Source organism: Bradyrhizobium sp. 41S5, assembly GCF_011516665.3.
Classification (GTDB): Bacteria; Pseudomonadota; Alphaproteobacteria; order Rhizobiales; family Xanthobacteraceae; genus Bradyrhizobium; species Bradyrhizobium quebecense.
Genome location: NZ_CP083721.1, coordinates 1,508,166 through 1,521,867, shown reverse-complemented (window position 1 = coordinate 1,521,867; position 13,702 = coordinate 1,508,166). Strand labels below are relative to the sequence as shown.

Sequence of the window (13,702 nt, the reverse complement as noted above, 5' to 3'; positions counted from 1 at the left end):
AGTACGTTAGTAAAGTTAGAGCAGCCGGAAAGCGCGGAAAAACAAGCGCTTAAGTCCGATTCCGGTCCCCGATAGCACGAGGATCGGGTCCCCGATAGCACGAGGGTTGCGGTCCCCGATAGCACGAGCTGATTCACAGGTTGTCCTCCGAATTTGGAATGAGACCGCGCCGACCCAGGCGGGCCGTTAAGGGAGCAACAGGCGTTGGCGTGAAGTTCAGGCGGTCGATGCCGTTCGGGTCGCGCGTGAGCACGAGCTGATAGCCGGGCAATGTCTGGCGCTGGACGATCTGGCGCACGTCGTACGCAAAATGCTTGAGCGGCGAGAGAATGCCGGACTTGGCATGGAGATGCACAAGGTCAAAGCTCCAGCCGCCTTCCTGGCGTCCGCCGTGCTTGCGCACGAGGCGGTAAAGCCAGCGCTCAAGTCCACCCGTCAGGTCGAAGTAAGCGCGGTCGATCGTCAGCACCAGGGCGTCGTCGATAACGCCGGCATAGAACCAATCCGGCAGAATCAGTTCGAGCCCAAATGGACGTCCATTTGCATCGGCCGTCTCTTTCCACTCGTTGATCCAGGAGAAGCGATGCCGCCGCCGTTCTGCCGGCTGACGGATCGACGTCAGCACGGTCGTTGACTGCAACCTGTCGAGACCCGCCTTGAGCCGGTCATAGTCGCGCGCGCTGGTGCCGCGGCCGACAAACGTCAGTATCTCGTAAGGCGTTGCAGCCATCAGGCGCGACGTCTTCAAGCCGGCGTCCCGGGCTTCGACAATCTGGGACGCGGCCCAGATCAAAACGTCTGCATCCCAGATGGTCGCCATGCCGTGTTCCGGCACGGTTTCGACACGAATTGCGATCGCACCGGCGCGGAAGTTGATCGGCACGATCCGCTTGCTCTTTGCGAGCGAGAAGAATGGATAAGCCATCAGATCCTGCGCGTCGCGGGGCGCAAGGTCGCCGGGCAGCGCCCGGAAGAGCTCAAGCTGATCGCGCTCGGAATGGAGTTTGCGCCGCATGATCACAGTCCTTCCGTGGTGATCAGCGACGTTCCTGGCCTGCATACGGGCGCAGGGCCGGATGCTTCTTGGCGGGCAGCACAGTCCCCTTCCCGGGGTCAGACGTCGACGTCTTGGCGCCGAGGTCGGCCCACGCTTTCAGGTCATCGACGGCGTAGACAACACGTCCGCCGATCTTCCGATACGTGGGCCCAGTACCGTACGTGCGGTGCTTCTCCAGCGTGCGGCCGGACAGGCCAAGATAGCGCGCCGCCTCAGGTGTACGCAGGAATCGCGGGGGAAGACCGGCCATCGGATCGGGCATTTGAGAACTCCAGGAGGACAGCGCACTACGCTTGGCTAGGCCGGCGTGTGTGCGGTCATCATGGAGAAGCGCGATATCGGAGGGGGATGCCGAATATGGAAAGGGCGATTTTCGGCACCCCTCGGCAACTGACGCTATTCGTCCTTGCGCCCGGGCCGCAGAAGTTTGCGGTATCCACCGCGCATCAACGCGAGGCCGCCTTGCACCAAGCGGACCGTTCGATTGCGCAGGTCGTGCGTCTTCCAGGCGCGATCGGGAATGCGCTTCTTGCCGAACAGCGCTTCGGCGATAACGCGATAACTGCCGCCGGCGCTATGCGCATCGAGCGCGCGGATCGCGGCGCTCAGACGTTCGCGCCGCTGTTTGGACAGTTGATGAAAGGCAGGACCTGGCACGCGTCCATTCATCGCGCGCCAAAGCCGTCGGGCTGCATACGCACGCGCATCGAAATCGCGGTCAAATGGCAGCTCAGCCGCGTAGGACGCACCGAGCACCGGCGGCTCTTTAAACCAAACACGGTGATCCACCGCACCGATGCGCAGCACGGCATGCCAGCCGTCGACGGCGCGCCGGACCTGACCTCTCGCAAGGTCGAGCAGCGGTTGAGATGCTGAACTGCGATCGGCGACCCAGGTCACCTTGACCGGAACGACCGCCGCTAAAACCTCAGGCGCCCAAAAGATCGTCTGCTCATCGAAGGACCGCCGCGGGTCATGGGCGAAAGCAGATGCCCCATTTCCTCCTGAATTCCTCAGTCACCTCGCCGTTCTGGCTATTGGCAATCATCACCTCGTACTCACGCCGATAGTCGGCGTTGCGGCGGAGACATTCCCAGGCGATGTCGGTGATTTCGGCGTCTTGTAGGCTCTTGTAGGAATCCGGCGACCGCCAGTCGAATTCAGGCATTGCTTCCGTCCCATTGCACTCAGCTAACAACGATTGCGGCGCAATAGGTATGAACGAAGCGGTTGTAGGAAGCCCCTACTTTGGCACCACGTGGTGCACCGGAATGACCACTGATTAGCAAAAGAAAATTGTTCTGCCTGCAAGTCGTCGGCCGGCTTTTTTCTTCTATTTGGAGGCGGTGCCACGCAATAGGCGGCCCTGCTCAGTCACCCATTTGGCGCGCGCAAGATGACTCTGATATGCGCTCCGCGCACGGTCCGGCTCTCGCTCTGGGTCCATATGCAAGACTACTCGAGTCACTTCGCGCCAGTCCGCCCCCTCGCCCTCCGCCTGCAGGAGGCGCATGTACGTGACGACATGCTGTTCGTCATAGGCCGTCAGCAGCGGCTCGTTCGGCGCACTGTCAGCTACGTCTGGATCTAGGGATGGCTTCTGCATCATACCCGCTTTTAGAACGCCTATAAGCTACGCCATGGTTTGGTCGCAATCCAGACCTCCGCTTCCCGTTGGAATCCTGAATATTCGTTCGGTAGATCGGCGGCCGAGTTCGGTCGCGCGCGTAGCGCCGCCATACTCGATAGCATGTTCGAACACGAATAGGAACGATCGTTCCTAGAACGATCGTTCTGGCTCAGTTCCCATATCGCCATGGATCTCAAAGAGATCATGGCTGTGAACCTGCGTCGGAAACGCCACGATCTACAAATGACGCAGGAGGAGTTGGCCGAGCGCGCGGGTTTGAGCGCCCGTTACGTCGGCGCCATCGAGCGCGGCGATGTATCAGCAAGCGTCACCGTGCTCGGACAAATTGCTGAAGCATTGGGGGTCGAACCTGGGGACCTGCTCAAAAAGGCTGCGCGGCTTAGCAAATCGTAAGCCCCTTCAGGCCGGCCGCGAAGCGCCCGCCCGGCGGACCGGGCGGGGCTTGGTGGGGCGCTCTTACTCGCCGGTCTTGCGCGGCCGCGACCAGAGCAAGGTGTAGCCTTCACCGCCTTCGTCGTCGAACAGGTTCGCGTAGATCGGCGCGTTGAACGAGGGGTCGTCGAGCTTGAGCGAGAGGTAGTCGCGGCCCTCTTCGGAACGCTTCGACCAGGCCGCGCCGATCTCCGCACGACCCACATAGATGCGGTGGCTGGGAGCGTTGTCGTTGGATCGATTGGTCTCGGCGACGATGCGGACGCCCTTGGCCTTCAGGCTCAGGGTCACGATCTCGCCCTGGAATTCGTTGCCGACCTTCTTGAAAGAACCGATGTTAGCCATGTCACTTCTCCTGTTGTGTTTCGAGCCCGCGACCACCGCGGCCTCGATGGCGATCTAGGGCCGAGGACGATCGGCGACGCACCCGCTCGCGGGCCGTAGCGCAGCGGAGGACGTCGTTGTGGCGACTTTCTTGTCTCGCGAGGAATGGGCGAAGCCCAGGGGAAGAAAGTCGCATCAACGGCGTTGCGGCTCAGACGATCGATGCGAAGCCGGTCTTCGGCCACATCAAGCCATCAACGAGGCCACGTGGGTCCGCGTGCTGAACCACAATCTCTGGAGAAGCGTGGCAATCTCGGTTTTGATGAACAAGAGGTCGGAACGATTCAGCGGGGAAAGAGAAACAATCTCCTGCAAAGGGCGGCATCGTCTCCCAAGAACCGATCGAAGGTAACATCGCTCTGCCGCGGCCGCGTGGGCCAGACCGAATGCCAGCAAGCTTGATCGAGGAGTTTCGAAGAGGGCCACGATTACCTTTCACTCAAGCTCGACGACCCCTCGTTCAACGCGCCGATCTACGCGCACCCGTTCGACGATGAGGCGGAAAACGGTCATCTCCTCGGGCCATGCGGCCGTAAGAACCGGTTAGGACGGGTTTTCCACCACCCCACCCGGCTCGAACGGGCGGGGCTTCGCCAAGACCATCAAGCGCGTCCATGACGTAACGCCAATGCAAACTGCGCCGAGACAAGCGAAGATCTCACGCCAAGCCAACGAAGGCACCCCGATATGGGACAGGACAAATACGACATGATAGCCGGCAACGGCGGCGGGGACAGCAAATGCTGTCGCGATCGCAATGCGCAAGGCCGAGGACCGAGTAACAGCAAAGGCGACCTGGCCGAGGACGAGCGTCAGCGCACCGCCGGCCGTTACGATAAGCAACGCGCCAAAGAGGCCGGCACCACTCTGAAACGCCATCATCCCCATATTCACCGCGACGAAAAACGGCAGGGCATAGACCGCCAGCGCAAAGATCAGCCAGCAGAACAAACTGATACCGACGGTGTTGAGGAGAAGCCCAAGGACAAGCATGGTGGTTCCTCCGTGCGCATAGATGTAACGCTCGCGCCTCCCACCACCACCGCGGCGCAACCTTGGAGGTATTATCAAAACGAGGCGGAGTTGCGACGTGCAACTCCATCTTGACGGTCTTAGTTGAGCAAGACGGCGCTCACGCGCCGCCGAATTTCCAAACGGGGATCCCGAGGCGCTTCGCCTTGTCGGCAAGGTTGTCCTGAATTCCAGTGCCCGGGAAGTGCATGACGCCAATCGGCAGGAGTTCGAGCATCGCATCGTTGCGCTTGAAGGGCGCCGCCTTGGCGTGCTTTGTCCAATCGGGCTTGAACGCGATCTGTGGCACCTTGCGGCTGGTCGCCCATTTGGAGGCGATCAATTCGGCGCCCTTGGGCGATCCGCCATGGAGCAGGACCATGTCGGAATGCTTGGCATGAACCTTGTCGAGTCGATCCCAAATGAGGTGGTGGTCATTGAAGTCGAGCCCACCGGTGAGTGCGATCTTCGGTCCCGGCGGCAGCATGATTTCGGTCTCGGAACGACGCTTGGCAGCGATAAAGTCGCGGGAGTCGATCATCGCTGCGATCAGCGTGCGGTGGTTGACCAGTGATCCAGATCGAGGACGCCAGGATAAGCCGGTGTGGACCTCAAATCGTTCGATCGCCTGGTCGCGGAAGAGTTCCAAGCAATTGCGGCGCTCGATGAGCGTGATGCCCTCGGCCGTCAGACGCTCGAGTTCCACCGATCGCACCTCGGAGCCGTTCTGCTCACGCTGGCTCTTCTGTTGTGCCTGTTCGTTGTCGTCGAGCTGGCGTTCGATCCGGTCGACGGCGCGATGAAACAGGTTGACGGTTGACCAAAGGAGTTCGTCGAGGTCTGGCTCAAGCCGCGTATCGCTCATAGTCGCAACGAGGGCGTCGAAGATATCGGCGACAGCGCCGGTGATTATCTTGCCCTCAGGAAGCGGCCGTGGATCGGGCTGGTCGTCGAAGGGACGATAACCGAAGAGCTGCAATTCGCTGAGGACGTGATCGGTTGGAGACGAGGCGTGCGCCGGTTCGATGTCGTCATGGTCGGTCATGGGACGAGGTCCTTTGCCGGATCGGCCGCGCCCATCGCGGCCTTCGTGGCGATCACTCAGACGGCGGGCGGAACGGGCCAGAACCCGAAAGGGCCGAAGCGGCAGCGGAGGATGGCGAAGGGCGGCTATTTTGCTTCGCGATGCAAAGCGCGCTCGCCAGAACGTATGATGTGTCTTCTCATCGCTGGCGCGCGGCGGAAAATAGCCGGACGCAGCCATTGTAGGCCCGGGCCGCTTGCCGTCCGATCGCCCCCTAGAAGGCCGTGGTCGCGTCCTCTTCCGGTATTGGTCGTCTATGACCGACCTATCAACGTCGATCGAACAGCGGGAATTATTCTACGACCGCCATAGACGAATGCAGAAAGCGAACGACGTCCTCTGGTACGAGCTGAAGCCGCAAGGCTGCTCGGAGGGCGTCGAAACCGAAGATGTGCAGATCCTCGTTGAAGTCGCCCAACCGAGGCGACAACGGAATCGCTTCAATGCCAGCGTCTGTTGCACGCTGAATCAGAACGGCCTGAACCGCATCCCCGGCAGCATCGGCATCGCGGGCGATGTAGAGGCGGCGCAGGCCAGGCGGCAGCAACATGGCCGAGAGATGATTGGCCGAAAGTGCGGCCGCCATCGGCATTGTCGGCAGCACACAGCGCAGCGAAAGCATGGTTTCGATACCCTCGCCGGCAGCGAGCACGTCGTCCACCACGCCGAACCGAACGGCGTTGCCGAGCAGGTCGCCCATGGCCCGTCGTGGCGTATCGATTGGAGCCTTGCCGAGCCGTACGCGATCAAAGCCGTCCGGATCGAGCCAGGTGCGGTGCACGCCGGTGATCCGTCCATCGAGGTCGGTGACCGGGGCTATCATCGCCGGCCAGGATTCAGTCGGCAGGCTCTCGTCGGGCCGATAGTAGCAGCGCGGGTGGAATCGTAGGTTGCCACCATGATGGATGCGGGCGATTCCCCGGCGCTGCAGATACGCTTCAACGACGGTCCCCTCGATCGGACCAGATACAGCAAGGAGTCGACGGGCAGCTTGTTGCGATCCGGTTGGTACTGCTAATCGTTCGGGTTTCGATGCGGACTCCAGCTCGGTACGAGGTAGTTTGAGAAAGCGCCTCGCCTCCTTGGCCACCTCACGGAAGTGGCGCAGACCCAGGCTTTCGCGGATGATGTCGAGGAGATCGCCATGTTCTCCAGTCGCGGCATCGGTCCACTTGCCGGCCGGTCCCTTCCGCGATTCCTGGAGCCGCACGAACATCGAGCGGCCCGGCGTGTTGTGGACGTCGCCGACCACCCAATATCGACCCGCCCTTTTACCATTAGAAAGATAGTACCGGCACACCGCCTCGGCCTCGCGTGCGAGGCCGCGGGCCAGCTCGAAGGCATCGTGAGACATCACGCGGCCTCCCGCTCACTGATGCGCGCGACCGGATAGCCGTCGAGCACCTTCGACAGGATGTCAACGCCGCTCGCATCCGTGGGTACGAACATGCGCAGCCTATAAGAGATGATCTCCCCAAAGAGGCCATAAGCCCGGAGTCGATCGCGCATCGTGTCGTTGAACCCAGACAGTTCGATGCGATATGCGCCCATCACCCGAACACGGCGAAGCTGGAGATCCTCGGCAAGGTCGAGGACTGTCCGTCCCTCCATCAACGCGACAAAAGCGGCATCCGGGGTCAGCCCCGGCGCGTCCGTCGCAAGGACATTTGCGACCCAGGTAGCCGAGACCTTGCGGCCGATGATCCGCTCGCCCGCGTCTGTCTGGAGCCGATACACACGGGTGGATTCGTTCGGCAGCCGCTTCCAGATGGGCAACAGCAGGCCCGCTACAACATGGATTGTACTCTCCGTGAACTCGGGTACCTCGGCGAGTTCCGCCAGCCAGGCGGCGGCAAAACGCTCGCGGTCGGCTTCGATCCAATGGCTTTCCGCCATCATGTTGAGCGAGACGCTGTGCTGCTCCATCGGCCGGATCAGGCGGACGCGTCGTTCGATCTCGCCGTCGTCGAGCATAAAGCTCGCCGCCGGCACCTGAATGGCGGATCGTCCCGATCGCTCATTGATCAGCAGGACGGCATGACGATCGGAAAGACGAGCTAGAGCGCCATCCAACCCCACAGGATGGTTGCGCAGGCGTTGGGCAATCGTGAGAAGCCGGGTCTCGGCGCCAGTGCGCGGATGCGCATAAATCGTCCTCCGGTCCGTGACGATAAAGCTTTCGGCGCGAAGCGTTTCCAGCCCAATGTCGTAGGTGCCCGATGCGACGGCGCCCTCGATCCGAGCAATCAATAGCTGCTCGAAGACGGTGAACAGGATATTCTGAAGCTCGATCGTGAGCGCCAGCAGCCGGTTCAGGAAGGTCGTGATCGGCGGCAGGTCCTCCCTGAGCCCGCTGGTATCGGTCAGCTTCAGGCCGGTTGCATCCTCGAACCTATCGAGCGAGCAGCCATTGACCTTGCCGCGCGCAAGCAGCGTGTAGAGTTGACGCAACGCGTCACGCCCATACTGGCTCTCGAGATTGTCCTCGGGCTGGAACAGGCCCTGGCCTCCGGTCTGGCGCTGGCCGCGCGTGATGGCTCCTAACGTGTCGAGCCGCCGGGCAATGGTGCTGAGAAAGCGCTTCTCGGCCTTCACGTCGGTCGCGATCGGACGGAACAGCGGCGGTTGCGCCTGGTTGGTCCGGTTGGTGCGGCCGAGGCCCTGGATCGCGGCATCCGCCTTCCAGCCGGGCTCCAGCAGATAGTGGACCCGCAGACGACGATTCCGAGCCGACAGTTCGGCATGGTAGCTCCTACCGGTGCCGCCCGCGTCCGAGAACACGAGGATCCGCTTGACGTCGTCCATGAAGGCAGAGGTCTCGGCGAGGTTGGCAGAACCGGCTCGGTTTTCGACCACCAGCCGGTCGCCCTTGCGAACGATGCGGCGCGAGCGGCCGGTAACTTCGGCGACCACGTCGGTGCCGAAGCGCTGCACGACCTGGTCCAACGCGCCAGGCACTGGCGTGAGCGAGGCAAGCTTCTCGATCAGACGGTCGCGGCGGGCAACCGCCTCCCGGCTCTCGACCGGTTGGCCGTCACGATAAACAGACCGCGAGCAGAGGTTGCCCTCTGAATCTGTGAAGGGTTCATAGAGCTGGACCGGGAAGGAATGGGCGAGATAGTCAAGCACGTACTCGCGCGGAGTGATGTCGACCCGGACGTCGCCCCACTCCTCGGTCGGGATCTCCGCGAGCCTGCGTTCCATCAGCGCCTCGCCCGTCGAAACGATCTGGATGACGGCGGCGTGGCCAGCGTCGAGATCGCGCTCGATCGAGCAGATCAGCGACGGCGTCTTCATCGAGTTCAATAGGTGCCCGAAGAAGCGCTGCTTGCCGCTTTCGAACGCGGATCGTGCCGCCGATTTTGCTTGTCCGTTTAGGGTGCCGGTTTCGCCGGTGATGTTGGCCGCCCGCATTGCGGCGTCGAGGTTGTTATGGATGATGCTGAACGCATCGGCATAGGCGTCATAGATGCGAACCTGCTCCGGCGTGAGTTGGTGTTCGATGAGTTCATACTCGACGCCCTCGTAGGAGAGTGAGCGGGCGGCGTAGAGACCGAGCGCCTTGAGGTCTCGCGCCAGCACCTCCATGGCCGCGACTCCACCCTCCTCAATCGCCTCGACAAACTCGGCCCGGGTAGCGAACGGGAAGTCGGCGCCGCCCCATAGACCGAGGCGTTGGGCATAGGCGAGATTGTGCACTGTCGTCGCACCCGTCGCGGAGACGTAAACCACGCGAGCATTTGGTAGGGCGCGCTGGAGTCTCAGGCCCGCACGCCCCTGCTGAGAGGCCGCCTGGTCGCCGCGCTCGCCCTTGGCCCCGACCGCGTTCTGCATGGCATGGCTCTCGTCGAAGACGATCACTCCGTCGAAGTCGGAGCCCAACCAATCGACGATCTGCCGCACGCGCGAAAGCTTTTCGGCGCGCTCATCGGTCCGTAGCGTAGCGTAGGTGGCGAATAGGACGCCCTCCGAAAGCCGGATCGGGGTGCCCTGACGGAAGCGCGAGAGCGGCGTCACAAGCAGCCGTTCCATGCCGAGCGCCGACCAGTCGCGCTGTGCATCCTCGATCAGCTTGTCTGATTTGCTGATCCAGACCGCACGGCGGCGGCCCTTGAGCCAGTTGTCGAGCAGGATGCCGGCGACCTGGCGCCCCTTACCCGCACCGGTGCCATCGCCCAAGAACCAGCCGCGGCGAAACCGGATGGCGTTCTCTGCGTCCTCGCGAGCGGCCGCCACGACGTCGAAGGTCGCATCAACTGTCCAGGAGCCCGCGAGAAATTCAGAATGAGCTTCGCCGGCATAGATAACGCTTTCGAGCTGGGCGTCCGACAGGATGCCATCTGCCACGAGACTGGCTGGCAGATGCGGCCGATAGGAAGGTCTTGGCGGCGCGACGGATGCCATTGCAGCCGACTGCACGAGCTTGGTCGGATGCGCATGCGCGCCCGGAATGCGCATCGACTGCAATCCGTGTTCCTCATAAAGCGCATCGGTAAGCCGGGCACCTTCCGGCGGCGACCATTCGACTATTTCGTATGCGAGCTCTTCGCCTTCTGGCGCGGCGACGCCCGAAGTAAAGGATAGGCGTGGCGCGGAAGCGCCGAGGGATCGTGACTTCACGGGGTGTCTGCCGACGTCGATCACGACAGGGGCGACAACAGGCAACCTCGGAGGCACATGCTGAGTTACCCAGTCAAGCAAGGTCGCGACATCGCCCGCGATGCCGAGCGAGGCCGGCAAGACGTTCGGGTCCGCCGCGGGCTGTTTGTCGATCACAAGCAGCCTTGTGTCGGTTTGAGTTCCGTGTTTCGCGTAAACAGCTCCACCGACCGCGGAAGAGAAAACAACTCGCCCGCGTTCCTGAAGGCGAACGAAGGCATCTCGCCATGCCGGATTGTCCGGCCCAAAGCTTGCACCGGTGATGGCGACCAGACGCCCACCGTCGCAGAGTCGCGCCAAGGCCGAAGCGATGTGCCGGAGCGCCGCGTCCGCCATCCGTCGATCAACGTTCGCCAACGCCGAGAACGGCGGGTTCATCAAGACGACGCTCGGTAAGACGCCTACATCGAGATGATCATCGATCTGGGCGGCGTCGAACCGCGTGACCTTGACGTGTGCGAATAGCTGATCGAGCAAGGCCGCGCGGGACTCGGCTAACTCGTTCAGCACCAGAGCGCCGCCGGCGAGCTCGGCGAAAATGGCGAGCAAGCCTGTCCCGGCGGACGGCTCCAAAACGCGGTCGGCCGGTGTAACGGCGGCTGCGGTACATGCGGCCAGTCCCAGCGGGATCGGCGTCGAGAATTGTTGAAGCGCCTGGCTGTCCTCGGAACGCCGCGTATGGGTCGGCAGACAGCTCGCGATTTTCGCAAGCATCGGCAGCATCGCGGCCGACGAACCAACCTTGGTCCGCATGGCCGGACCGAACTTGCGAAGGAATAGAACGGTTGCCGCCTCGCAGGCGTCATAGGCGGTCTTCCAATTCCAGGCACCGGCCGCGTCCGAGGCGCCGAAGGCAGCCTCCATGGCGCCACGCAGGACCGCGGCATCGATGCGACGGCCGCGTTCGATATCGGTCAAGAGCTGTCGCGCAGCCCTGACCGTAGCGGAGGTGATAGTTGCAGCGGCACGCATCGAGAGCGGCGCAGCGGCAGCGCCGCCGGCGAGAGATTCGGTCATGGGGATTTCTTTCGGAGAGCAGGAACGGGTCGAACCGCCCGGCGCTCTCCTCAAGACCGCGGCGATTCAAACCCTTCCCGGCCAGACTCTCCCTCTCATTCGCTCTCAATAAAAATGGGGACCGGCGTCGCACGCCGGTCCCCAAACAACCGCGGGACGGCCGAAGCCACCCACCGACGATATTACTCCGCAGCGTCGAGCTGTTGCGGATCATCGTCGCCGGCGTTGTCCGGATCCTCCCCGCCGGCGAGGAATTCCGGCAACGGGCCCGCTTCACCTTCCGGCCCCACCGAAGATGGGCTGGAGTCGACGAGACGCAGTGGCTCCGGCAACCAGCCCGAGCCATCCAGGAGTCGCTCGGCCTCCTTGGCCATGTCACCTTTCTTCAGATGGTCGATCAGTTGCGCCGACGACTCGCCCTTGGCTTCCCGCACCGCATCGAGAATGCGAGGCTTGGTGACTCGGCCGAGATAGTTGTCGACGGTCGGTCTCCAGCCAGCCTGCACCATGTCGAGTCCGGCAGCGCGCGCAAGCACGTCGGCCTGGTCAAGACGCGTGCGGACGCCGTGGGCTGAGCCGCGACCCTGATTGTAACGATTGGCCGGCTCATAGACGGCGTTGACCGCAAAGGACGCACAGTGGGCGAACAGCGATGCCTGTGCATCACCATCGAGAGCCGTCAGCGCATCCCAGAGATCGTGCTCGCTCTTCGGCAACCGTGCCTTCCAGGCCTCATGCCGCACCTCGACAGCCTTAGCCGAGACGCTTTCCCTCAGCCCCGGAGCTTGAGCGGGAAAGGTCGGCGTGCGCAGCCCGATCTCGAGGCAGCTCCCGGACGAAGCAAACCGGTAAAAGGCCGTCAGCACGAAGTTGTGCAGCACCGACTGGAACGCGATCGCAGGATTTCCTGCCAACGCATCCCGCAATGCCAGCGTACGGTGCGCCGTCAGTTCGATGATGAGCCGATCCGGCAAGGGCCTTGCCGGGTCTTCATCATCTTCCTCCGATTCGTTCGTTGCGCCGGCGACCGAGATCGCTGGGCGCGGTGCGGAGCCACCAGCTTCCTGCCCTTCAGTCGGCGACGCATCTGTGCCCCGCTCGACCTCGAGGCCGGCCGCAGGTGCCTCGTCCTCCGGCCTGACATAGCCTCGATCCACGCAAAGCCGTCCTTCGGAATCGATGCTGACGAAGACGCCGGCCCGGGCAATCTCGGCCGGATCGTAAGTTTTCGGCCGGTCTTCGAGCGCCAGCAGCGCCGCTTCGATCTCGCCGAGACGCTCGTCGACCACTTCGGGCAGCTCATCCGCGTCCTGATATTCGGTTTCGAGCTTCCCCTGCTCGGCATTGAGAGCGTCGATGGTGGCCTGCTCCTCGGAGGTGAGATCGACAGGTTGGCCTTCCAGCTCGCGCAGGCGAGTCGTGTGACCGTAAGGGAAGTCAATGGCGACTGATATCCATTTCCATCCCTCCGCACCAATTGTTTCTGCCTCGGCTTTGAGCTTCTCCGTGACAAGACGGTCGAGCAGAGCGACGTCTTGAAGCCAGCCGCCATCATCGTGCTCGAACAGGTCGCGGAGAACGCCGCCACCTTCCTGCTGGTAAACATCGAGCCCAATGAACTGCACGCGGCGATCTGACGCCCGCACGGTATTTTCGGTCAGCATCCGCCGGATCTGATAGGGCTCATCGTAGCCCGAGCGGCTGACATTCTCCCAGACCTGTTCCTGCCGAGTCTGATCCGCGGTGACCGAGAAGGCCATGAGCTGCTCGAGCGTCATGCCGTCTTCGGCATAGACATCGTGCAGCTTTGGCGATACGGACGCCAGCCTGAGGCGTTGCTTCACGACGGCCGGTGCCACGAAGTGCCGAGCCGCGATATCCTCCTCGGACATGCCGGCGCCACTCAAGCTCTGGAAAGCCCGGAACTGATCGAGTGGATGAAGCCCCATCCGCTCGTCATTCTCCGCAAGCGAATCGTCTTCGGCGATGCCCCCCTCGCGCACCACGCACGGAACGGCCTGCGTCTTCGCCATGCGCTTCTGCTTGACGAGAAGTTCCAGCGCGCGATAACGCCGGCCGCCCGCCGGCACCTCGAATATGCCGGTCTCATTACCTTCCGCGTCCACGAGCGCCCGCACGTTGAGACTTTGCAGGAGCGTACGCTGGGCGATACTTTCGGCGAGCTGCTCGATCGAGACGCCCGCTTTCACGCGCCGGACGTTGGATTGGCTGAGCGCCAGCTTGTTGAACGGGATGTCCCGCGAGGGCGACAGGGTGATCTTTTGGACAGCCTTCGTCATGTTTGATCTCCACGACGGGCGGCCGGGAGCCTCTCTCTCGGCCTCCAACCCGTCGCGAAAACCGCATCTCACCTCTCACTCTCGTTTCCGAAGCGACCGGCGAGATC

The 13,702-nt window shown here is 62.6% G+C and carries 12 protein-coding genes and 1 pseudogene; 2 read left to right on the top strand and 11 right to left on the bottom strand.

Annotation, left to right across the window (positions count from 1 at the left end):
- Positions 1-133: 133 nt before the first annotated feature.
- From HAP47_RS07090 to HAP47_RS07070, 5 genes are all read right to left on the bottom strand, one after another.
- Complete coding sequence (locus HAP47_RS07090) at positions 134-1,015, bottom strand: replication initiator protein A (RefSeq protein ID WP_173638867.1); 882 nt, start codon at positions 1,013-1,015, stop codon at positions 134-136.
- Positions 1,016-1,037: 22 nt separating this feature from the next.
- Positions 1,038-1,319, bottom strand: coding sequence for a helix-turn-helix transcriptional regulator (locus tag HAP47_RS07085; RefSeq protein WP_036006809.1), 282 nt, complete (start codon positions 1,317-1,319; stop codon positions 1,038-1,040).
- A 134-nt stretch (positions 1,320-1,453) separates the two neighbouring features.
- Positions 1,454-1,726, bottom strand: a complete 273-nt coding sequence (locus HAP47_RS07080; RefSeq protein ID WP_231168953.1) for a DUF2285 domain-containing protein — start codon at positions 1,724-1,726, stop codon at positions 1,454-1,456.
- A gap of 304 nt (positions 1,727-2,030) precedes the next feature.
- Positions 2,031-2,225 (bottom strand): transcriptional regulator domain-containing protein, encoded by a 195-nt coding sequence (locus HAP47_RS07075; protein WP_173638868.1) that lies wholly within the window; start codon positions 2,223-2,225, stop codon positions 2,031-2,033.
- A 165-nt stretch (positions 2,226-2,390) separates the two neighbouring features.
- Complete coding sequence (locus tag HAP47_RS07070; protein ID WP_050385509.1) at positions 2,391-2,663, bottom strand: hypothetical protein; 273 nt, start codon at positions 2,661-2,663, stop codon at positions 2,391-2,393.
- Positions 2,664-2,873: 210 nt separating this feature from the next.
- Between HAP47_RS07070 and HAP47_RS07065 the strand changes: the two genes are divergently transcribed.
- On the top strand, positions 2,874-3,101 hold the full coding sequence (locus tag HAP47_RS07065; RefSeq protein WP_050385492.1) for a helix-turn-helix domain-containing protein: 228 nt from the start codon (positions 2,874-2,876) through the stop codon (positions 3,099-3,101).
- A 63-nt stretch (positions 3,102-3,164) separates the two neighbouring features.
- Here HAP47_RS07065 and HAP47_RS07060 read toward each other — a convergent pair whose 3' ends face one another.
- Complete coding sequence (locus tag HAP47_RS07060; RefSeq protein WP_006018714.1) at positions 3,165-3,485, bottom strand: DUF736 domain-containing protein; 321 nt, start codon at positions 3,483-3,485, stop codon at positions 3,165-3,167.
- Between the two features lie 441 nt (positions 3,486-3,926).
- Between HAP47_RS07060 and HAP47_RS07055 the strand changes: the two are divergent.
- Positions 3,927-4,043 (top strand): annotated as a pseudogene (locus tag HAP47_RS07055) (DUF736 family protein); the annotation flags it as partial.
- Positions 4,044-4,067: 24 nt separating this feature from the next.
- On the opposite strand, the gene HAP47_RS07050 reads toward HAP47_RS07055, so the two are convergent.
- The 5 genes from HAP47_RS07050 to HAP47_RS07030 form a co-directional block, all read right to left on the bottom strand.
- Positions 4,068-4,517, bottom strand: a complete 450-nt coding sequence (locus tag HAP47_RS07050) for a hypothetical protein (protein ID WP_173638869.1) — start codon at positions 4,515-4,517, stop codon at positions 4,068-4,070.
- Positions 4,518-4,656: 139 nt separating this feature from the next.
- Positions 4,657-5,580: a DUF2493 domain-containing protein gene (locus HAP47_RS07045; protein ID WP_173638870.1), complete on the bottom strand. Its 924-nt coding sequence runs from the start codon at positions 5,578-5,580 to the stop codon at positions 4,657-4,659.
- 331 nt (positions 5,581-5,911) lie between these two features.
- Positions 5,912-6,973, bottom strand: coding sequence for a DUF7146 domain-containing protein (locus tag HAP47_RS07040; RefSeq protein ID WP_173638871.1), 1,062 nt, complete (start codon positions 6,971-6,973; stop codon positions 5,912-5,914).
- Positions 6,973-11,295 (bottom strand): strawberry notch-like NTP hydrolase domain-containing protein, encoded by a 4,323-nt coding sequence (locus tag HAP47_RS07035; protein ID WP_173638872.1) that lies wholly within the window; start codon positions 11,293-11,295, stop codon positions 6,973-6,975. Before HAP47_RS07035 ends, HAP47_RS07040 begins: the two co-directional genes overlap by 1 nt.
- 182 nt (positions 11,296-11,477) lie before the next feature.
- Positions 11,478-13,595: a ParB/RepB/Spo0J family partition protein gene (locus tag HAP47_RS07030; protein WP_173638873.1), complete on the bottom strand. Its 2,118-nt coding sequence runs from the start codon at positions 13,593-13,595 to the stop codon at positions 11,478-11,480.
- Positions 13,596-13,702: the final 107 nt, after the last annotated feature.